We start from the raw sequence: 21,660 nt of genomic DNA on the forward strand, positions 1-21,660 counted from the left end.
AAAAGATAATGCGCTGTGTAGAAACAAACAATTGATTAAGATGGAACCAAAAACAATCGAAGATAAAATTAAAGCGCACATTGACTGTGACTATATTCATGTCCACAGCGATGACTTACGCCACTATGCAGCCATTATTGTGTCACCGATATTTGAAGGTCAAAATAAAATAAAGCGACACCGACACATCCATCAAGCCCTGGGTTCAGTGATGGGCAATGAAATTCATGCCATGAGTATTCAGGCCATGACACCCGATGAATACCAGCAAACACAATCATGAGCAATAAAATTATCATAAATGGTGGCCGTCAACTATCCGGCCAAATAAAAGCATCCGGCGCTAAAAATGCTGTATTGCCGATTTTAGCCGCTACTTTATTGGCCGAAGGCAACTCCCACATTCAAAATGTACCTCATTTGCATGATGTCACCACCATGAATGAATTACTGGCACATATGGGGGCTCAATTAACTGTTGGTGCTCATTCCGATATTCATATTAACACTGATCATTTACAAAATCACACCGCACCTTTTGAGATTGTACGTACCATGCGTGCCAGTATTTTGGCCTTGGGGCCGTTGTTGGCTCGCTATGGACAAGCCAAAGTATCATTACCTGGTGGCTGCCAGATTGGCGCCCGTCCTGTGGATCTGCATCTGAAAGGTTTAAAGGCCATGGGTGCTTCCATTGATGTCAGCGATGGTTACATTAACGCCCACTGTCAGCGGCTTCAGGGTGCGCGAATAATATTGGACAAGGTGACGGTGACAGGCACTGAAAACATCCTCATGGCCGCCTGCTTGGCTCAGGGCGATTCTTTAATTGAAAATGCCGCCATTGAGCCTGAAGTTGTGGATTTAGGTAAATATCTAATTGCAATGGGTGCAAAAATAGAAGGACTTGGAAGTTCTAAAATCCGCGTACAGGGTGTTGATAAACTGCGTGGTGTGGCACATCATGTGTTGCCAGACCGGATTGAAATCGGTAGCTTTTTAGTGGCCGCAGCAATGACCGGGGGCGACATTACCATTACTCACACACAACCAGATGACTTAGATGCGGTGTTATTAAAGCTCACTGAAGCCGGCGCTGAGATAAGCACAACGACAGACTCCATTTACCTAAATATGCATGGTAAAAGGCCACAGCCTGTGGATATTAGAACCGCGCCTCACCCCGCTTTTCCTACGGATATGCAAGCACAATTTTGTGCATTAAATGCCATTGCTGACGGTACCAGTGTAATCACTGAAACTTTATTTGAAAACCGTTTTATGCATGTCGACGAATTAAACCGCATGGGTGCAAAAATCACAGTAGAGGGCAACCAAGCCATTATCACCGGCGTCGAAAAACTCAGCGGCGCACCGGTCACAGCCACAGATCTACGGGCTTCTGCCTCTCTGGTGATAGCCGGTTTAGCCGCAGAAGGCCAAACAGAAGTACATGATATTCATTATATTGATCGTGGCTACGAAGCCATTGAAGAAAAACTCAATCAACTGGGGGCACGTATTGTCAGACAATAATGCCCTGCTGTTTTAGGGAATTACAAATGAGCTTAATAAAAAACACCTTAATATTAACACTTATTTTTGTGGTGTTACGTGGTGGCTATGAATTAAGTTACCCCTCAAAAACAGCACCGGATTTAGTCTATGATGGTGTGCTTTTAGAGTCTGTTCTTAAACACGTTGCTAAGATAACCGAGTACCCACACGCAGTGGGTCAGGACACACACAAGTTAGCCGGTCGTTATATTGAGCGTCATATCCAACAGCTTAATAACCCAAAAATCCAGATTAATCGCCACAACGCCCACTATTATAATGTCAATAATCGCAAGTCAGCTGCGGTTACCAATTATATTGTTCAGTATCCCGGTCAACAAGCAAATGCTCAGGCTGTGATGTTAATGGCGCATTATGATGCGGCACGTTTTTCAGGAAACGGTGCCGCTGATGATGCCGTTGGTGTGGCTGTGGCATTGGAAATATTTAAAACCTATATCCAACAAAATCCCAGCCCAAAAAACAATTTGATGCTGCTCATTACTGACGGTGAAGAATTAGGATTATTAGGCGCTAAAGCCTTTATTGACGACCAATTACGTTATTATGATATCGGCGCCATCATCAATTTAGAAGCCCGCGGTAGCAGTGGCCCGGCGATTTTTTTACCTGAATCCGTAGAAGGCAACCATGGATTAATTGCCGCTTATCATGAAGCCGGTGTACCCATGCCGGTAAGCAGTTCATTGGATGCTGAAATCTATGCAAAAATGCCCAATGACACCGATGTCACGCCTTTTAAAGAATCCGGCATCAACGCCTTTAATTTGGCTTTTATCGATGATCATTTTAATTACCACAGCCAAAACGATGATTTAGCGCATTTGTCATTAAATTCTGTTGCTCATCACTTAATCCAGAGTAAAAGCCTGTTTAATTATTTAGCCATGAGTGACTTAGGTTCACTTAAATCAAATCAGTCAGTTGTATATTTTAGCATTCCCGGCCAAGGACTTGTTTCTTATAGTCAGGCCACTTCGGGTTGGCTGATTATTATTGCCTGGACTATGTGGATAATGCTGCTAATCTTAACCCTGATCCATAAACAACATGATATCAAGACTTTTCTAAGGGGAATCAAACCACTGGCCTTGGTTTGCTTTTTTGCTTTTATAGCCAATTACATTTTAATCGCTGCGGTTTACACCTTTATTCCAGGCTGGAAAGACATTCTGCAGGGCTTTCCTTATGGTGGTCACGCCCTCATCAACGCACAAATCATTTTAACACTGATTATTTATGTACTAATTTATCGCCACCGTTTCGTTAATCAACGAATCGGTGACTTCTTATTTAGCTCGGGTTTGTGGCTGGCCATTGTTACCCTACTAACAAACACTTTACCAGGCGCAGGCTTTTTTATCATACCCGCTCTTCTGGCCCTACCTTTGGGGTTTTTGACGTTATACAGACCCCATTGGTCACCGCAATTGGCACCTTTTTTATTGTTAATTATGTTAATGGCATTTGGCACCTTTATCATTAATTTGCCGGTGGCCATGGGTATCTGGATGACACCGGCTGCCATGTTAATATTGGTTTTGATGTTGGCGCCCTTCAATGCCTGGGTAGAAACCGGTTCATCACGTGATAAAACGTCATGGCTGTTATTAATTCCCTTGTTATATGGGATATGGATTATTATTGATGGCAAAAATTTCACCCCGCAACAACCATTGCCGACATCAATCAACTATCTTTATGATGTGGATAACGAACATGCTTTCTTCTTTCATGCCGATAAACGCCGCGGCCAATGGCTAGCAGATTTATTTGCTCAGCCACTGCCAGAAACAGACAGTGAAGAATTTCAAAAACGCTATAAAAAGCCGCTCACGGTTTTATCATCAAGCGAAATAAAGAAAGCCTATCCGGCCAAAATAAATGTCATAAAACCATTAAATCAAGCAGATTATCAGCGTCTAAACATCACCATCAGCACCCATCCGGAAACTGACATCATTTCAATTTATACGCAACGTCCAATGTCAGTTCATAGTTTAGCCGTGGGTGGCCGTATACATCGATTTGATCAGCCGAAACATTTTGCTGCCGGCTATAAATTGTTGGAATACCATGTTACCGACAACCCTGAAATCACACTGCAACTGGTATTGTCTCATGACACACAAATCGACTGGCAAATACAAAGTCACCGCGATGATTTATTGCAAGAATTTAAATTTGATCAGCGACCTGACAATCAAATGCAGAAAGCTTTTATTAAATCAGATTTAATCACCACCGTGCAAAACTGGACGTTTGGCGACGATTAATAATGGTCGTTTATCATTGGGTTTTTTGGCATTGGCAATGCGGTTATTGTCCAATACCAAATAAAAATGATCATCATCCACAGCCAAACCCTCTGCATGTCCAAACTGCATGTCACTATAGACGTATTTGGGATCGCGAACGATGTGCTCATAAGACCAGGCCTGACCTTCGATATAGTGGCCATTGGCTGACCGATTAAGCTCATGCACAACATAAGCATTGCGTTGTAAACCAAAAACCTGCTCATTATGAACATATAAACCAGTTAAATCAGGGTGGCGGTTATGTAACTTTTGACGGCTATTGACCATGATTTGATTTCTTTGATGTTCAATTTTTGAGAAATCCGGGTTAAACGTTAATTCGATTAAGCCACGAGGTTGTCGCTCAGCCGCCACTAAAAACCGCTGTTCGCCCAAGTAGGTCAATGCTTCCAATCCAGCATTATGTAATTGCAATAAACCCGACTGATAAGCAGATTGATAGAGCTCATTGCCCTGTTCTGGTAGCCAACGTAGTCCATTCTCTTGCACATAAATAAGGCGATGGTGGGCTTCAGAAACCACAACGAAATCACCATCAACCGTGGTAATGCCTTCTAAATCCAACACCGTTACGCCCAAATCATGCTCAGTGTCTAAGGTCACAGCTTTTGTTAACCAGGCTTCCTGCTTCGCAATATCAAGGCGATAAATGCCTCGGTGCTTATCACCAACGGTATAAAGTATGCCATCCCTCAGCGTCAAACCAGACGGTTCAATGTGGTCAACGCCATTAATGGGATAGACCCGAAAATCTGTTAACTTAATGGGTTCAATATAATTAAAAGGCTGGGCCGAAACGGTGCTGATCATGCTCAGCAGAAACAGTCCAATAAACCACCGGCAAATTTTATGCGTGCTCATGCGATTGATTATCCATTTTTTTCTTATTCACCAATTGTCCAAAATAAAAGGTCAACTCAATGGCATCAGCCAGGGTTTCATCGATAAGCTCTTGGTAGTTTGATAGATGCGCTTTTTCCAAGTTGTGTAAAACATAACTGCGTGATGTTGTTCGTGGATTTTTTGAAATCAGTGCGCAGCAATCCTTATGCGGTTCGCGGCCCACTTCAAATAAACCTAAATCGGTGGATAACGCGATAATTTCTTGTTTGTTATAACTCAATAAGGGTCTTAAAATCATGGCATCAGTACTTTTATTCATGGACTCCATATTTTCCATGGTTTGCGATGCCACCTGACCCAAATTATCACCGGTTACCAAAGCCTGGGCTTCCACTGATGGCATTAAAGCCGAGGCCACCCGAGCCATAAACCGTCGAAATAGAATTAAATCATAATCCAAATCCAGCTCCAATAACGCCATATCGAAGTAAGTATAAGGCACCATATAAAGCCGCACAAAACCACTGCTTTCACTGACAATCTGTGCTGTACGTACTATTTTATCTTGTTCAATACCATCAAGTGGATGGTGACTGGCGGTAAAGTGAATGAAATCAGTTTGACAACCGCGCTTGGCCATTAACCACGCTGCCACCGGAGAATCAAAACCGCCGGATAATAACGTGAGTACCTGGCCGGTTGAACCCACCGGCAAACCACCGATACCCAGTGTTTTATCACAATGAACAGATACGCCATCAGAAGCTATATCCACATAAAAACATTGGTCAGGCTGGCTAAGGTTAACCTTCTGCCAATCACTATGTTGTAAAATAGTGGTGGCAATTTGCTGTTCAAACTTTTGGGATGTCATTGAAAATTGTTTATCACGGCGTTTAACCCGAACTGCAAAACTAAGACCTGATTTATACTTGTCATTGGCCAGTCTTTTAATTAAATCATGAATAACTGCCAAATCGGGTTGTGATGATAAAAATTGATATTTTTGTTCACTCAACCAATATACAAAACTCAACCAAGCAATGCCGGGTAATCGTGCCAATTCTTGTACCGCTTGCTTTGCTGTCAGTTCATCAATTGAATCATCATTGGGCAAATTAACATAAATCCGGTCATGAATGGCTTTAACCGGCCATTCATGATTCAATGATTTAAGCCGATCCTTAATATTTTTACGCAATCTTTTAATAAAACGGTGACGATTTTTACCTTTAAGCGCCAGTTCTGCAAACTGCACAATAATTCTGTACTGCATATTTAGTCCTTTAAATCATTAACTGCTTTTTTGATTCGTACCATGGCAGCTTCTAATACATCCATGCCGGTGGCAAAAGAAATTCGTATGTAGCCAGGTGCGCCAAAAGGCGTTCCAGGCACCACCGCCACCCCGGCTGATTCTAATAGCCAGGTAGCCAGTTCAACATCATTGTCACAACCCTTATGTAAATCTATCAACGCAGTTACATCTGCAAATGCATAAAAAGCACCATCACCGGATAAACAGTTGATACCGTCTATCTCATTAAGCGCCTGCACCACAAAATCATGGCGCTCTTTAAGGGCATCGGTCATGGTTTGTAGACAATCTTGCGGTCCACTGAAGGCAGCAGCGGCAGCGGCTTGTGAAATTGAACAGGGATTGGAGGTGCTTTGCGACTGCAGTTTTCGCATGGCGGTAATAATATCCTTATTGGCTGCGGCAAAACCAATGCGCCAGCCGGTCATGGCGTAACCCTTAGAAACACCATTGACGAGAATAACCCGATCTTTGAGTGCCGGAAACAAGGCCACTAAATTGGTGAGCGGTTCATCACCCCAATAAATATGCTCATAAATATCATCGGTCATTATAAGCACATGGGGGTTGGCTTGTACCACTTCACAAATGGCAACTAATTCTGCCTGGGAATACACTTGACCGGTGGGATTACTCGGGGAGTTTAGAATAATTAATTTGGTTTTATCTGTAATGGTTGCAGATAATTGTGCAGCGGTCATTTTAAAGGCATTGTCTGCGGTGGTTTGAACAATCACCGATTCACCCCCAGCCAATAAAGTCATATCCGGATACGACACCCAATACGGTGCCGGAATAATAACCTCATCACCTGGATTAATCACCGCATTCAATAAGTTAAAAATACTGTGCTTGGCACCACAAGAAACCAACAGCTCATTGGCATGGTAATCCACCTGATTATCTCGTTTTAATTTATCGATAATCGCCTGTTTTAGTTCAGCCGTGCCATCAACCGCCGTGTACTTGGTTTGACCCTTATTGATGGCATCTATAGCCGCTTGCTTAATATGACCGGGGGTATCAAAATCAGGTTCTCCGGCACCCAAACCAATGACATCTTGACCCGCTGCTTTTAATTCTGCGGCTTTCATGGATACTGCGATGGTGGCTGAAGGTTTAACTTTTTTGACTAAATCAGCAATAAACTCATTCATAGTGATGCTTAAAAAACTAAAAACACTTATCTTAAGGCATATCAGCCAAGACTCAACTGTTTAACCCAAATAATTCACCTCAGCGACAAAAATAAGCGGCACAAAATAGCCAAAATGAGAAGACACATCAAAACTTAAAAAAATTAAGGGGGATTCCTGTTTGTACCTGAATGTCTTATTGAAGAAATATTTGGGCCAGACATATCAATCAGGTGTCACCGGTTTACGCAACACTTTATGCATACCGGACTCCATATCGCCTTCTGCTTGTTCCTGCAAACGCTCTAAATCACGCAGCCTAATATCTTCAATATAATCACTGGCCTGTTCTTCACTGACACCTAATTCAATTAATACTTGCTTACCCAAAATCAAGGCACTTTCGAAGGTTTCACGAACAGAAAAAGTGACATTCATGTCATGCAAATCGATGGAATGGCGGCGGTTATAAGAACGCACAAAAATTTTCGCTTGTGGGTTGATGGCCTGCAGGGCACGAATGCTGCGATTGGTCACTTCCGGATTATTGGTACAAAAAATCACCACTTCACTGGTGTCAGCACCGGCTGCCCGTAAAATATCACGGCGGGTTCCGTCACCAAAATTAACTTTAAAGCCAAAACCACGGGCCTCCCGAATGCGCCTGGCATCGTTATCCAAAATGGTGACATCATAACCATCAGCAAACAGCGGTTGTGACACCATCTGTCCAAATCGACCAAAGCCAATAATCAAAACATTGCCACGGGTATCTTCAAAGGTTTCATCCAAAACATCTTGTAGCTCTTTATTAATAAACCAGTTTTGAAACAATAAAGGTACCGGCGACAGCATCATGGTCACCGAAACAATGGCAATTAAAATCGAAGACATATTACCTGAAAAAATACCCACCGCAGCAGCCGCTGAAAACAACACAAAACCAAACTCCCCTAATTGCGGCAAGGCAAAAGACAAGCGAATTGAGGTGTTATGATCGTGCTTAAAAAATCGACTAATGACATACAGTAAAAGAATTTTCAGCAGCATGACACCCGGTGCAATGGTAATAATCAGTAGCCAGTTTTCCATGACCACCCGTAAATTTAAGGCCAGTCCCACCGCCATAAAAAACAACCCTAAGAACAGCCCTCGAAACGGTTCAATATTAGCTTTAACCTCATGTCGATAGGATGATTCTGATAACATGACACCGGCTAAAAAAGCCCCCATGGCGTTGGACATGCCCACCATATCCATCAATAAAGCCGCGGCAATCACCAAACCAAGCGCACTGGCGGTCATAATTTCATGCAAACCGGTAGAGGCCAATAACCGAAAAATGTGGTCCAACACGTAATAACCGATTAATATCAGGGCCACAATGGCTGCAACTGCTAAACCAATGTCGATGAGACTTTCGACCAAAGTAACATCTTCACCGGTCGGTGCCAGTAAAGTCACAATCAGTAATAAAGGCACAATGGCAATATCCTGGAACAGTAAAATGCCAAACGTTTTTCGACCATGTAAGGTGCGGCGCTCGCCCTTTTCACTGAGTTGACTCATGACAATGGCGGTGGAACTTAAGGCCATACCGCTGCCAATCACCACCGAACCGATCCAATGCACCCCAATCAAATAGGCCAACAAGCCAATCACCAAGGCACTAAAAATAACCTGTGCGGCACCCAGACCAAAAATATCTTTACGCATATCCCATAATGTGGCGGGATTAAGCTCTAAGCCAATCACAAATAAAAACAGCACCACCCCAAATTCAGAAAAATGCAGTAATTCTTCCGGATGTTCAGAAAAGCCACCGGAAAAAAACAAATTAACGGTAATCCCGGCCACCAGATAACCTAAAACCGCACCAAATTTGATTTTGACAAATACCGGCACAAAAATACTGGCCGCCACAATCAATGCCAAAGCATTCCAAAATAGCAGATCTGATGAACCGGTTTCAGGCATGATAAGATTGTTTTTTCATATAATAATTATCATATAGCCTTTAATCTTTGACTACAAATAAAAAATCCAGACGAAGGCTTAATTTTGACTTTGAGGCTAACCAGACAATGACCTTGAAAAGGTGATAAAATAAGCGCTTTTTTTTGGCACAAACGTGGAATTATCTTCTCTTCTGGCTGATCAGCCACATAAAATTGTCTCGCATCAAGGCATTGAATATACCTTGCTTGGAACCGCCCATATTTCTCAAAAAAGTGCCGATGTGGTGAAAGCACTCATTGAACAAGGTGATTATGATGCCGTTGCCATTGAATTGGATGATTTGCGTTACCAGGCACTCACCGATAGCAACCGTTATCGAAACCTTGATTTAATCAGCATTATCAAACAAAAACAAACCGGTGTCATTGCCACAAACCTGGCCATGAGTGCCTACCAAAAAAGACTGGCCAATCAATTGGGCATTGAGCCGGGTGCAGAAATGAAACAGGCCATTGAATCAGCCAAAGCCAAAGACTTACCGGTGTGGAACATTGACCGCAATGTCGGCATCACCATGAAACGCACCTGGCGATCTTTGTCTTTTTTTGAAAAGGCCAATTTGATCTTTGGTTTTGGCGGTTTTTTTGAACAGTCTGAAATCAGCAATGAAGAAATAGAAAAACTCAAAACCGGCGACATGCTGGAAAGTACATTTAGCGAACTATCACAAAATTCCGCCGGGATTTACCATTCATTAATTGATGAACGCGATCAGTTCATGGCGGCCAAATTACACCTTCATGGGCAACAATTAAAAACCGATAAGGACAAACCCCAAGTACTGGTGGTTATTGGTGCCGGGCATTTAAAAGGATTAAGCGATTACACCACGCAGGAAGACAAAAACCAAAACACCATCAACGAATTAGAAAAAATACCACCCAAAAAGAAGTGGTTCAAACTACTGCCTTGGTTGATTACTTTCGTTATTATCAGTGGTTTTGTTTGGGGTTTTGCCACCGAAGAAGCCCTTGGCTGGTCTCTGATTAAAATCTGGCTGATTTACAACGGACTATTATCCGGTATCGGTGCCGCCATTGCAGGAGGCCATCCGCTGACCATTTTAGCAGCCATGTTAGCAGCACCTTTTACATCTTTAAATCCAACCATTGCGGCCGGCATGGTCGCGGCTTTAGTAGAAACCATGGTGCGCAAACCCAAAGTTCAGGATTTTGAATCCCTGCAAACGGATGCCATGAAATTAACCGGTTGGTGGAAAAATCCGGTGACACGGGTCTTATTGGTGTTTATTCTCACCAATGTCGGTTCCGCAGTGGCTACTTGGGTGTCGGGTTATAAAATCTTTAGTCAATTGGTGTAAGTCGAACCATGTCCTTTCACATTGGCCCCTATCCCATTGAACATCCGGTGATGCTGGCACCGATGGCCGGTGTCACCGATCGACCTTATCGTCAATTGTGTAAAGAGCTGGGTGCCAGCTATGCAGTGGGCGAAATGCTCAGTTGTGATTTGTCTTTATTAAAAACCGCCAAAACCCGATTTCGCATGAATCATGACGGCGAACCGGGTCCCATTGCAGTACAAATCGCCGGTTCAGACCCCAAAGCCATGGCTGAAGCCGCCATACACAACGTCAACAATGGTGCGCAAATTATTGATATTAATATGGGCTGTCCACAAAAAAAGGTGGCGAAAAAGCGTTGTGGCTCAGCTTTAATGGCCTATCCGGAACAGATTAGGGCCATTTGTGAAGCGGTGGTGGATGCAGTCACTGTGCCGGTCACCCTAAAAACCAGATTAGGCACTGATAGTGACCATTTGAATATTGAACGAATTGCTGAAGACGCGGAAGCTGCCGGTATATCCGCGCTGTTTGTTCATGGCCGAACACAACAACAAAAATACACAGGTCAGGCAGATTATGCATTAATTAAAGCCGTCAAACAGCAACTCAGCATACCGGTCATTGCCAATGGTGACATCGATAGCCCAGAAAAAGCACGATGGGTCATCAATTATACCGGTTGTGATGGTTTAATGATTGGTCGTGCAGCCCAGGGAAATCCGTGGATTTTTAAACAAATTTTAGCCCACCTCAGAAATGAGCAAACAATTATGTCGCCAACGGCCTCAGAAATTATGACAACCTTATATCAACATGTGTTAAATTTACAAACATTCTATGGCCTTCAACGCGGATGTCGTATGGCCAAAAAACACATCAAATGGTTCTCAGCCAATTTACCGGCAGAATTACAATCTCGTCAATTACTGGTTATTGACGACGGTGTGGAACAATTACGATTTATTGAACAAAATTTATTATCCAAGGTGGCCTGATGAGCATTCTAAATTGGTTTAACAAACCAAAGTGGCAGAGCAATAATGAACAAGTCCGTTTAGCCGCGGTACAGCACAGTACAGATGCAAATTTACGTGCACACTTAGCAGAAATTGTATTTAAGGACAGCAGCACGAAGATTCAAAAAGCAGCACTCAGTCGCATCAACGATTTGAGCGTTTTACAACAGGTTGTTAAAGAACATCCCAACACCGACATGCGACACTTGGCTGACAAAAAAATAAGCCAATCCTTAGCACTGGTTGAAGAAGGTGGTCAAACCCAAACGCATTTACAAGCGGCTAAACAACTTTATAGCAACGAAGCCAAAATTCATTTAATTGAACAAGGTCAATCTTTGCTGCTACAGCAAGCTGCTGTCGATGGGTTAAGTCGACAAGGTTTATTGGGAGACTTGCTGCTCTCCATTAATAACAGCAATTTGCAACAACACATCCTGACAAAAATTAACCAACCATCAACACTCAACCGAATTAAGACCCGGCTCGGTGATCAAAATAACGTATTAAAAAACGCCATTGAAGATAAGCTACAACAACAAAACCCTGAAATTCCAGAAGAAACCGCTCATAATTTATGTAAACAATTAGAAGAGGTGGTGCTAAAAAAACAATCCATTGATTTAGAGCTTATCGAACAACAATGGCACCAGTTACCACAAGATAAATTACCGAAAAATCTGAAGGTTCGCTATCAAGGTGCATTAAACACGGCAAAAATGACGCTGGACAGCGATTACCGCGATGCTTTTTTGCAACAACAAAAACAACAACGCCAACAGCAATCCCTAAGCCAACTTAAAAGCCAATTAGACAACGCTGAGCAACTGTCACTTGCCCAGTTACAACAAGTCGCTAACCAATACCAATCAGCAGACATCGATTTATTAGATACCGCGCAACAAGCGCAATGGCAGCAATTGTTAGAAACACTTAACAACCACCTCAATTCGGCACAGCAAGCTGCTCAAGTGCCTTCTGCTTGTCATGATATTCTCAACGAGTTGGAAAACAGCCTTAAAAAAACGACTGTGCAACCACAAAAAATCACACAGTTAAACAAAAAATGGCAACATGCCACAGCCAATGCATCTGATACTGCTGACATGGCCGTTTTACAACAACAATTCACCAGCGATATGGCTCGATTGGCCGATAAAATTACCGCCTCTGCTGAACGCCGTGATCAAGCTGCACAGCAAGCCATCACATTGTTAGAGCCCATCGCCGAGAAAATTAAAGATGGCCAATTAAGCGATGCAAAAAATCAAATCAATCAACTAAATAACCTACAAAAAGAAGCCGGTTTTAACCACCCGACGATAAAAAAACATAAATTCGCCATCGACCAACTGTGGCAGCAACTGAAAGAACTCAGACAATGGCAACAATGGAGCCATGATAAAGTCAGACAAGAAATAATCGAAGACCTCAACAAAACAATTGGCTCAGGCATGCACCCTGATGCAGTGTTACAAAAACTTCAGCAGGCGAACCAACAATGGTCTGACTTGGAAGACATGGAAAAATTACCCGGTGACCGCTACTCTCCCCGTAACCAAAAGCAATGGCAAGCGTTTCGTGCCGTCTCACAAGCTTTGTTTGAACCGGCTCAACCTTTTTTTGAAAAGCGCAGTGAGCAACAATCCGATTATTTAAGTACCATTGAGCAACACATCAACACCATGCGCCAAGTTGATCTGGAAGAAACCGCACCTCCGGATTTAACACAACTGGTTAAAACCGCAGTTAAATACCTGAAAAACCTAGATAAGTTATCACCAAAAGACCGTGGTAAAAGCGCTAAATCCTTACGGCATGAAATGAACCGCATCAATAACCATTTAACTGTTGGCTATAAGAAAGCGGAAACCAACAAACAACAACTGATTGAACAAGCGCAAGCCCTCATTGATGTGGAAGATTTGCATGAAGCCATTGAAGCGGCTAAACAACTACAAAAACAATGGCCCAAAGCGGGTTATGTCAGCCCCAAAACAGAACGTAATTTATGGAAAAAATTTCGGCGCGCTAACGACCGTGTTTTTAACCGGCGCGAAGCACAGCAAAAAGCCAAGCAAGCTGAAATGACCGCTCACAATAAAGAAAGCCAGCAGTTAATTAAATCCATTCGCGCTGAATTAAAGCAATGTCAGGACCTTGCATCTTTGGATCAATTACACACCCGTTTTAATAGTGAATGGCAACAGTTGGCACAAAAAGGCCATTTAGCCAATACTGAACGACAAAGTATGCTTGAAAACTTTGACCAGCAGCGACAACATATCATGTCACATACCATTGTCAAAGAAATCAATCAATGGCAAAACATTGATAAGCTTTACAGTCAATTTGAAAACGGCGAATTAACAGCCGCAGCACTTGATCAAGCGTTGAGTGAATTTCCGCAAGCCGCTCGTGAACCGTTTGCCAAACGTCAGGAACAAGAAACACAAACTGATGCGCTTCTGGATTTGTTGATTGCCGGCGAATACCTCACCGGTTTAGAAACACCCAAGCAATACCTGGATCAACGCATGGCATACCAAGTCAATGTGTTAGCTGATCGTATGTCCGGTGCAGATAGTAACAAAACTGTCTATGATCAGGCACAAAACTGGCTACAACAATGGTACCAACAAGCCAAAGCTGATGATGGATTTATGAAAAAATCCCACAAGCGTATTACCAAAGTGTGCAAAGCGGTCACAGATTTGGCTGTTAACCGTTAGAACAAAGACAGTCCGATGATACCATGACCATAGACACATACATTTTGCTGTTGAATCAGGTTATGATAATGCGATTTTAAAATCTCAATAACACCCATGAAAAAGATATTAATAACAGCTGCTATTTGTTTACCGCTGATGGCATGCCAAAACACGCCGACTAAACAGTCTGACAGCACAATGAATACAGCCCCAGTATCCTCAGGCATTACCTTAGATAACATGGACAAGAACATTCGACCGCAGGATGACTTCTATCGCCATGTTAACGGTCATTGGTTAACAACCTTTGAAATGCCTGCCGATAAATCCAATTACGGTTCTTTTACTAAGCTGAGTGATGAAAGTCGTCAGTATGTGAAAGACATTATTTTAGATGTTTCAAAGCAAGACAATGCGGTTGGCAGTACGGAACAAAAAATTGCTGATATCTATGCCTCTTGGATGAATACTGATCGTTTACAAGAATTGGGCATGCAACCACTCGAGCAACAACTGGCACGTATTGATGCCATTGAATCCAACGCTGATTTAAGTGCTTATATGGCGTATGCAGATATCTATAGCACCGCACCATTGAGTATGTATGTTTACATCGACCAAAAACAATCAGATACCTACATTGTTTATATGGGTCAAAGCGGGCTGGGATTACCAGATCGTGATTATTACTTTAAAGAAGGCGAGCAGTCTCAATATATTCGTGACCAATATTTACAACATATCGCAGATATTTTTAATTTAGCGGAATTCGAAGACAGTCAAGACATTGCAGCAAATGTCTATCAACTGGAAGAGTTTCTGGCTGAAGGTCATTGGACGCGAATTGAAAACCGTGACCGTGATAAAACCTACAACAAACTGGCTTTCAGTGAATTAACGGCTTTATTGCCCAACATTGATTGGAATGCTTGGTTAAGTGAGAGCATGATAGAGCAACCTGATCAATTAATTGTTACCCAACCTGATTATTTAACCACCTTTAACCAAGCCATAGAAGAATTTGATATCAGTCAATGGAAAAATTACTTCCGCTGGCAGCTGCTGCGTTCTGCAGCCCCTTATCTAAGCAAAGATTTTGAACAAGCCAGTTTTGACTTCTACGGCACAGTGCTGACAGGTACGCCTGAACAAGAACCTCGATGGCAGCGAGGCGTTAATTTGGTGAATGGCTTAATTGGTGAGTTAGTGGGCAAAATTTATGTTGAAAAACATTTTCCACCAGAAGCCAAGCAACGCATGAATGTCATGATTGAAAACTTGCGTGATGCCTATGGAGACAGTATTAAACAACTGGATTGGATGAGTGATACCACTAAAGAAAAAGCCTTGGTTAAGCTGGAAAAATTCAACCCCAAGGTAGGTTATCCCGATCAATGGCGCGATTACAGCGCTATGTCCATACAAGGGGATGATCTGGTGGCTAACTTGATGGAGGCCAATCGTTTTCTGACACAGCGTAATCGCAGTAAATTAGGCCAGCCGATTGATCGCCACGAATGGGGCATGAATCCGCAAACGGTCAATGCTTATTACAATCCCACTAAGAATGAAATCGTATTTCCTGCGGCTATATTACAACCTCCTTTCTTTAATTTGGAAGCCGATGAAGCCGTAAATTATGGTGGTATAGGTGCTGTTATTGGTCATGAAATGGGACATGGGTTTGATGATCAAGGTTCAAAATATGACGGTGACGGCAACTTAAAAAATTGGTGGACTGAGGAAGACCGGAAGAACTTTGAGCAGCGTACAGCGCAATTAATTAAACAATATGACGCATTTACAGTGTTGGGTGATGTTCACGTTAAAGGTGAATTCACCCAGGGTGAAAACATCGGTGATTTAAGTGGTATGGCCATTGCTTATAAAGCCTTCAAAGAAAATTACACAGATAATCGAGTCATCGATGGTTATACACCTGATCAACGGTTTTTCTTAGGCTGGGCCCAAGTCTGGATGCGCCAGTACCGTGATGAAGAATTGCGTAAGCGCATTGAAACAGATCCTCACTCTCCTTCTGAGTTTCGCACCAATGGCATATTAAGAAACATGCCGGAATTCTACCAGGCCTTCGACGTAAAACCTGGCGACGGTATGTATTTAGCACCGGAAGATCGCGTTAAAATCTGGTAATCACATAATTGTGAGACACATAAGGGCGGCCATCAAGCCGCCTTTTTTATTGTCAATAATTCTTGTATACCTCGGATTTGGGTAATATCTTTATCCACAAAGTACAAAACAATACATTGAAACACTTTGCGACCTTTATTTCTTTGTGTTTAAAAAACCACCACAGAAGCTAATATGCCGCTTTTTTAAAACATTGAGAGGACCAGTCACTTGACTGATGATTAGTGTTTCTCGTTGTTTTTTAATAATTCAAAGGTCACCACTATCGGCAAATGATCACTGGCAATTTTAGCTGTTTTAATTTTCGAGCGATGTGCATTCAACACTTTTAAACCGCCGCGATAATAAATGCGATCTAAGCCGCCGCGTGGTGAAAAGGAGGGATAGGTTTTAATGGCTTTTTCATTTCCACGAATGGTGGTCCGGTCAGTGGCACATTGAAAATCACGGCCGATAATAAACAAAGCGCGTAACAAAGAACGCCAATCATTAAAATCACCACCGACTATGCAAGGGTAATCCGGATTAATATTAGAAAATTCTCTGGATTGAAACAAAATACCAGCCTGCTTCTGACGTTCTTTAGCGGACAAACCCAGATGTAAATTAAAAACGTCCAGCATTAAGCGGTCATTCCGAGATTCGTCTAAATCAATCAAGGTATGCTGACAACCACGTTTTTTCTTATTATCAATGGTTAAATCAATATTTGATTCACCCACGATTGGGAATCGACTCAATGTGGCATTCCCGTAATAACCCTTTTTAAGACTGACATTATAGCCGGTTGCCTGATATGGGTAGTCACACATATCCGCTAAAGTGGCTGCCAAGTCCAACTCATTTGACCGCGGTACGCCATAATCCACCTCTTGAAGCAGCACAATATCAGCATTTAAGGTGTTAAGTATATCGGCTATACGTTGTGGGCTGAAACGACGATCTAAACCAATGGCACGGTGGATGTTGTAACTAACTAGTTTAAAAATCATTATTATTTATGGCTCTCACCGTAATTGGCTGTCTTTTGAACCGCGACGATTAAATCCCGCACGGTTATTCATGGTTTTGTCATGCTCTTCCTGACAAGCAACACACAAGCGCACACCTTTAATGGCTTCTTGCCTTGCTTTCGGAATCGGCGCATCACACTCTTCACAGTGACTCAGACTAGGGCCTGACGTTTGTCGCTGTTTTAATTGCGCAACCGCATCGGCCACATCCGCATCAATTTGCTCCTGAACCGCACCGTCTTTATACCATCCACCAGCCATAATTTTTCCTGTCAAAAAAATAATGATACCATAGCCTGATTAAGCTAATTTAACACCGTTTTTACATGCTTTATCAGGCACAGCCAAAACCACTGAACCATCATCTTGATAGAAACCCGTCACCAGACATTCCGACATGATTGGACCAATTTGTTTCGGCGGGAAATTAATTACGGCGATGACTTGCTTACCTATTAAATCATCTATCTGGTATAAAGCAGTTATCTGGGCGCTGGATTTCTTTAGGCCAATGGACTGACCAAAATCAACCTGTAATAAATAAGCCGGTTGTCGGGCTTCTTTAAAAACTTCTGCAGACACGATGGTGCCTACCCGCAGTTCAACTTGTTCGAATTCAGACCAAGTAATGCGATTCATTTTGAATGCAAGGCATTAGCCACCTGACTTTTAACGGGGCGATTCAACACCTGACTGATATTAACGCCGGCGGCAATTAACTTGTCCAAGTCAATGCCGGTATTTATACCCATGCCGTGTAACATATAAACCACGTCTTCAGTGCTGACATTGCCGCTGGCACCGGGCGCATAAGGACAACCACCTAAGCCAGCCACAGACGCATCGACAATACGGGCACCCTCTTGAATACATGCCAAAATGTTGGCCAAGGCCTGACCATAGGTGTCATGAAAATGAACAGCCAGAGAATTTGTGGGGATTCGTTTTGCCACTTGTGTGAACATTCGCTGCGCTTTTAACGGTGTGCCAACGCCAATGGTATCGCCCAAGGAAACTTCGTAACAACCCATGGTAAATAGCTTTTCACTGACTTCTGCCACCTGCTCGGCTTCGATATCACCTTCAAAAGGGCAACCCAAAACACATGACACATAGCCACGAACTCTGATACCTTGTTTCTTGGCTTGTTCAAGAATAGGTGCAAAGCGTTCAAAAGACTCAGCAATACTACAATTAATGTTTTTTTGGTTAAAGGTTTCCGAGGCAGCAGTAAATACCGCCACTTCTTTAAAACCGGCATCCATGGCGGCTTCAAAGCCTTTCATATTGGGTGCTAGCGCTGAATAAGACACTGTTTCATCGTGGCTTAACGCGGTGGCAACTTGCGTGGCATCTGCTAATTGCGGCACCCATTTGGGGCTAACAAAACCGGTGACTTCGATGTGTTTAACACCAGCGTCTCGTAAATCATTAATTAACTGGACTTTGTTTTCAACAGCAATCACTTGCTGTTCATTCTGAAGACCGTCTCTTGGCGAAACTTCTACGATTTTTACACTTTGCGGTAAACTCATCATGGCACTAACTCCACCAATACATCATCTGCTTTGACCTGCTCATCAACGACCACAGCCAGGGATTTAATTTCACCATCGCGTTCTGCCTTTATCGCTAATTCCATTTTCATGGCCTCCATGATAAGTAACGTATCGCCCTGGACGACTTGTTCTCCTTCAGCTACTTTGATGGCAATAATTTTACCCGGCATCGGTGCATACATGGCATTGGCATCTGATGCCACGGCTTGCACATCATGGTTTGGTAACTGAAATGTATAGCGTTGATTATGATGAATAACCTGAACGTGATGACGGTGTCGATAACAATAATCATTTTGTGTGGGCTGATAATGATGTTGACCATTCACTAAATAACCCTCGTTATTTTTTTCAACCTGAAACGTGCGACTCAGATCAGCTGTTATCATGGTCATGGTGAGTGATTGTGTGCCTTGTAATCGCCAACCAGCGGCTTTTTGCCAAATACTGGCATGACTATTTTGTTTTAATAAATCATCAGCTAATATAGCCATTACCTCAGGTGGAATGGCTTGTTGTAAATTGATGGCTTTATTGTCTAAGCTATTGGTATAAATTTGGTGTTCTCGAAATACCTCACTATCAATGATGGCCGACAAGAACGCCAAGTTAGTGGTCACCCCAAACACGACACTGTGATTGAGCATTGATTGCATGCGTGCAATACATTGCGAGCGATCCACACCCCAAGCAACTAATTTAGCAATCATCGGATCATAATGAATACTCACTGTGTCTTGAGAACGTACTCCGGAATCGACTAAACCGTATGCATCAGTAGAAAGCTGCAATTCCTCAATCAAACCGGTTGATGGCAGATAATCGTTGGCTGTATCTTCAGCATAAACACGGACTTGAATGGCGTGTCCTTCACAATGAATTTCAGCCTGTGACAACGGTAAAGGTTTACCCTCAGCCACGGCGATTTGCCAAGCCACCAAATCAACTCCCGTCACCATTTCAGTCACGCGGTGCTCCACTTGTAATCGAGTATTCATTTCCATGAAATAAAAATGTTGATCATCGTCCAAGATAAACTCAATGGTACCGGCACCACGGTAGTCAATGGCTTGGGTGGCCTTCACCGCAGCTTGTTGCATGGCTTGACGTAATTCATCACCCAAACCGGCTGCTGGTGCTTCTTCAATAATTTTTTGGTAGCGTCGCTGAGTCGAGCAATCTCGCTCGTACAAATGGACCACTTGTCCCTGGCTATCGGCAAACACTTGTACTTCGATGTGTTTTGGTCGCGTGATGTACTTTTCTAGAATCACCCGATCATCGCCAAAGGCGTTACGCGCTTCTCGTTGCGCCGAACTGAGTTGTTTCTCAAAATCATCAGCATGTTCAACGATTTTCATGCCTTTTCCGCCGCCTCCGGACACCGCCTTTATCAGCACCGGGAAACCAATGTTTATCGCTTCTTTTAACAACAAATCAGCATCTTGGTTATCATCCTGATACCCCGGGACACAAGGAACACCAGCAGCTAACATGGTTTGTTTTGCGGCTGATTTCGAACCCATTAAACGCATGGCCTCTGCAGGTGCGCCAATAAATATCAATCCGGCTTGATCAACTTGCTCAGCAAAATCAGCCTGTTCAGACAGAAAACCATAACCGGGATGAATGGCATCAGCGTCACAGTCACGTGCCGCCTGAATGATTTTTTGAGCATTTAGGTATGAATCCGATAAGCTGACACCACCTAAATATACCGCTTCATCAGCCATATTTACAGCTTTGGAATAACGATCGGCATCGGAATAGACGGCCACGGTGCGAATACCTAAACGGCGACAGGTTTCGATAATGCGTACCGCAATTTCACCACGATTGGCAATCAGTATTTTTTTAATCGACATCTAATCAGGGTATATTTAAAGAACAGCCATTATAACTGATTGTCGCAAAGAAAGCCCAAATTGGCACGCTCGAATACCTCAGACAACCATGAATTGATTACGAGTGATAAATGCGAAAAGCGTACGCCACAAGTGTCAAAGCAACAGAAGTTATTTTTGCAATAGTTCACGGCTACGAATTACACGACCGCCTACCAGGTGATTAACCACCGGACGGAATAAACGGTTGATGCTGTTTATTTGTTCACTGTTGAGGGTTTGCTTCTGAATAAACTGTCTAAATGTGCCGGCATGACAGTTTTTATCGGTTTGACTGGCCACCAAGCCCAGGTCAGGCTGAAACACCAAGGCCGTATCATCAGGAATATGGTTGTCTATACTCAATGCATAACCACTCAGCTGGCAAAGTGTAAGTTCGAAATAGCGCAAGTATAAAGAAACAGATTTAGCGCCGTTTAGATGCGTAATCAAATTCTGGTATTCCGGATAAACCGCTGTGCTTTGTTCCTCATCCATATTTAATAATAACAACAGCTCATTGCAATAGAGCATGGCGACTTGATTCAAATAATTTGAGGGACTAAATAAACCCGTTTGCTCGGCTTGTGTTAAGGTTTTTAAAGTTTGTTTGCCTTGATAGCTGATTGTGGTTTTAATAAACGGCTGTAGGTGGCCTTTAAAAGCAGATTTAGCACCGCGACTACCTCTGGCCACGGCATCAATACGTCCATGATTCTTACTTAAAAGCTTGATAATCTCACTGCTGTTTTTATACTTTATTTTGTGCAGTACAAAAGCATCATCGGTAACCATTAAAC

16 protein-coding genes and 1 pseudogene are annotated in these 21,660 nt (G+C 42.8%); 7 read left to right on the forward strand and 10 right to left on the reverse strand.

Going from position 1 to position 21,660, the window contains the following annotated elements; all coding sequences use genetic code 11:
- Positions 1 to 40 precede the first annotated feature (40 nt).
- Genes OS173_RS04440 through OS173_RS04450 form a run of 3 tightly spaced genes read left to right on the forward strand, consistent with a single transcriptional unit; the run spans position 41 to position 3,854 of the window.
- Positions 41 to 283: a BolA family protein gene (locus tag OS173_RS04440; RefSeq protein ID WP_267183072.1), complete on the forward strand. Its 243-nt coding sequence runs from the start codon at positions 41 to 43 to the stop codon at positions 281 to 283.
- Positions 280 to 1,536, forward strand: a complete 1,257-nt coding sequence (murA, locus tag OS173_RS04445; RefSeq protein ID WP_267183073.1) for a UDP-N-acetylglucosamine 1-carboxyvinyltransferase — start codon at positions 280 to 282, stop codon at positions 1,534 to 1,536. Before OS173_RS04440 ends, murA begins: the two co-directional genes overlap by 4 nt.
- Before the next feature lie 26 nt (positions 1,537 to 1,562).
- Positions 1,563 to 3,854 (forward strand): M20/M25/M40 family metallo-hydrolase, encoded by a 2,292-nt coding sequence (locus OS173_RS04450; protein WP_267183074.1) that lies wholly within the window; start codon positions 1,563 to 1,565, stop codon positions 3,852 to 3,854.
- Here OS173_RS04450 and OS173_RS04455 read toward each other — a convergent pair.
- The 4 genes from OS173_RS04455 to OS173_RS04470 all read right to left on the reverse strand — a co-directional run bounded on the left by OS173_RS04455 (position 3,813) and on the right by OS173_RS04470 (position 9,173).
- Positions 3,813 to 4,760: an SdiA-regulated domain-containing protein gene (locus OS173_RS04455; RefSeq protein ID WP_267183075.1), complete on the reverse strand. Its 948-nt coding sequence runs from the start codon at positions 4,758 to 4,760 to the stop codon at positions 3,813 to 3,815. The two genes, OS173_RS04450 and OS173_RS04455, sit on opposite strands and share 42 nt — an antisense overlap.
- Entirely contained in the window at positions 4,747 to 6,018 is a 1,272-nt protein-coding gene (gene thiI, locus OS173_RS04460) for a tRNA uracil 4-sulfurtransferase ThiI (RefSeq protein ID WP_267183076.1), read from the reverse strand. The genes OS173_RS04455 and thiI overlap by 14 nt, the downstream gene beginning before the upstream one ends.
- Before the next feature lie 2 nt (positions 6,019 to 6,020).
- The gene (locus tag OS173_RS04465; protein ID WP_267183077.1) at positions 6,021 to 7,217 is read right to left on the reverse strand and encodes a pyridoxal phosphate-dependent aminotransferase; all 1,197 of its coding nucleotides are present in this window, start codon (positions 7,215 to 7,217) and stop codon (positions 6,021 to 6,023) included.
- A gap of 204 nt (positions 7,218 to 7,421) precedes the next feature.
- A complete protein-coding gene (locus OS173_RS04470) occupies positions 7,422 to 9,173 on the reverse strand; it encodes a cation:proton antiporter domain-containing protein (protein WP_267183078.1) in 1,752 nt (583 codons plus the stop codon).
- A gap of 154 nt (positions 9,174 to 9,327) precedes the next feature.
- On the opposite strand from OS173_RS04470, the gene OS173_RS04475 reads away from it, so the two are divergent.
- The 4 genes from OS173_RS04475 to OS173_RS04490 all read left to right on the forward strand — a co-directional run bounded on the left by OS173_RS04475 (position 9,328) and on the right by OS173_RS04490 (position 16,405).
- Complete coding sequence (locus OS173_RS04475; protein ID WP_267183079.1) at positions 9,328 to 10,536, forward strand: TraB/GumN family protein; 1,209 nt, start codon at positions 9,328 to 9,330, stop codon at positions 10,534 to 10,536.
- 8 nt (positions 10,537 to 10,544) lie between these two features.
- Complete coding sequence (dusB, locus tag OS173_RS04480; protein WP_267183080.1) at positions 10,545 to 11,516, forward strand: tRNA dihydrouridine synthase DusB; 972 nt, start codon at positions 10,545 to 10,547, stop codon at positions 11,514 to 11,516.
- Positions 11,516 to 14,269 (forward strand): DUF349 domain-containing protein, encoded by a 2,754-nt coding sequence (locus tag OS173_RS04485; RefSeq protein ID WP_267183081.1) that lies wholly within the window; start codon positions 11,516 to 11,518, stop codon positions 14,267 to 14,269. Before dusB ends, OS173_RS04485 begins: the two co-directional genes overlap by 1 nt.
- Positions 14,270 to 14,365: 96 nt before the next feature.
- Positions 14,366 to 16,405, forward strand: coding sequence for a M13 family metallopeptidase (locus OS173_RS04490; protein WP_267183082.1), 2,040 nt, complete (start codon positions 14,366 to 14,368; stop codon positions 16,403 to 16,405).
- A gap of 221 nt (positions 16,406 to 16,626) precedes the next feature.
- Here the strand turns inward: OS173_RS04490 and OS173_RS04495 are convergent, their stop codons facing one another.
- The 6 genes and pseudogenes from OS173_RS04495 to recO form a co-directional block, all read right to left on the reverse strand.
- Positions 16,627 to 17,397, reverse strand: coding sequence for an endonuclease/exonuclease/phosphatase family protein (locus OS173_RS04495; RefSeq protein WP_267183083.1), 771 nt, complete (start codon positions 17,395 to 17,397; stop codon positions 16,627 to 16,629).
- A gap of 15 nt (positions 17,398 to 17,412) precedes the next feature.
- Positions 17,413 to 17,679 (reverse strand): DksA/TraR family C4-type zinc finger protein, encoded by a 267-nt coding sequence (locus OS173_RS04500; RefSeq protein ID WP_267183084.1) that lies wholly within the window; start codon positions 17,677 to 17,679, stop codon positions 17,413 to 17,415.
- A 39-nt stretch (positions 17,680 to 17,718) separates the two neighbouring features.
- Positions 17,719 to 18,057 carry a tRNA-binding protein gene (locus OS173_RS04505; protein ID WP_267183085.1) on the reverse strand — a complete coding sequence of 113 codons (339 nt, stop codon included), beginning with the start codon at positions 18,055 to 18,057 and terminating at the stop codon, positions 17,719 to 17,721.
- On the reverse strand, positions 18,054 to 18,953 hold the full coding sequence (locus OS173_RS04510) for a hydroxymethylglutaryl-CoA lyase (protein WP_267183196.1): 900 nt from the start codon (positions 18,951 to 18,953) through the stop codon (positions 18,054 to 18,056). The genes OS173_RS04505 and OS173_RS04510 overlap by 4 nt, the downstream gene beginning before the upstream one ends.
- Positions 18,954 to 19,021: 68 nt before the next feature.
- Positions 19,022 to 20,842: pseudogene (locus OS173_RS04515) on the reverse strand (acetyl/propionyl/methylcrotonyl-CoA carboxylase subunit alpha); the annotation flags it as partial.
- Between the two features lie 150 nt (positions 20,843 to 20,992).
- Positions 20,993 to 21,655, reverse strand: coding sequence for a DNA repair protein RecO (gene recO, locus OS173_RS04520; protein ID WP_267183087.1), 663 nt, complete (start codon positions 21,653 to 21,655; stop codon positions 20,993 to 20,995).
- Between the last annotated feature and the right edge of the window lie 5 nt (positions 21,656 to 21,660).

The sequence above is a fragment of the Marinicella gelatinilytica genome, assembly GCF_026410405.1.
GTDB lineage: Bacteria > Pseudomonadota > Gammaproteobacteria > Xanthomonadales > Marinicellaceae > Marinicella > Marinicella gelatinilytica.